This window comes from Mesorhizobium sp. M7A.F.Ca.US.014.04.1.1 (assembly GCF_003998745.1).
Lineage (GTDB): Bacteria > Pseudomonadota > Alphaproteobacteria > Rhizobiales > Rhizobiaceae > Mesorhizobium > Mesorhizobium ciceri.
This window is the reverse complement of record NZ_RZRW01001428.1, coordinates 1-487: the sequence shown is the minus strand read 5'-3', so window position 1 is coordinate 487 and position 487 is coordinate 1. Positions and strand designations below refer to the sequence as shown.

General features: G+C 57.9%; 1 pseudogene. It reads left to right on the top strand.

Features of this window, described 5'->3' with window-relative positions:
* Positions 1 to 202 precede the first annotated feature (202 nt).
* A pseudogene (locus tag EOA22_RS38450) lies at positions 203 to 487 on the top strand (hypothetical protein); the annotation flags it as partial.

The window sequence follows — 487 nt, the reverse complement described above, 5'->3', positions numbered from 1 at the left end:
GTTGAGGATCGCGTCAATGGGCGCAAAGGATGAAGATCGTGCAGAAGAACGGACAGGCCACCGCGAGGCCGACCTCGTAACAGAACGGTTGAGGGCTGATCGCCGATGCATTGGACCATATGACTCAAGGGGATGCTGGGGTCCCTGGGGTGGGGCGATCTTCTCAACAATAGGCACGGTCAGCTTCGGACTGATAACCCGGGTGAACGCGGAATACCATCCGGCCGCCCGGACTGCTGGGGCAAGGAGGTTCTGTCACAATCCTCAGCTTTTGAGGCTCATATCCGCCTACGCCATCGGCTACATCCACATGTCCGGAGTGGTGAGCGCCGCCCATATTGAGCCGGGTGTCTTGGACATTTTCCGTTTCGGGACGGATCTGTTCATGGTTCTGGCCGGTTTTCTTACCGCGCATGTGCTTGGGAACAATGGCAGGTCGGCCGGCGCCTATTTGCGAACGAGGCTCATTCGAATCGTGCCCTTGTAT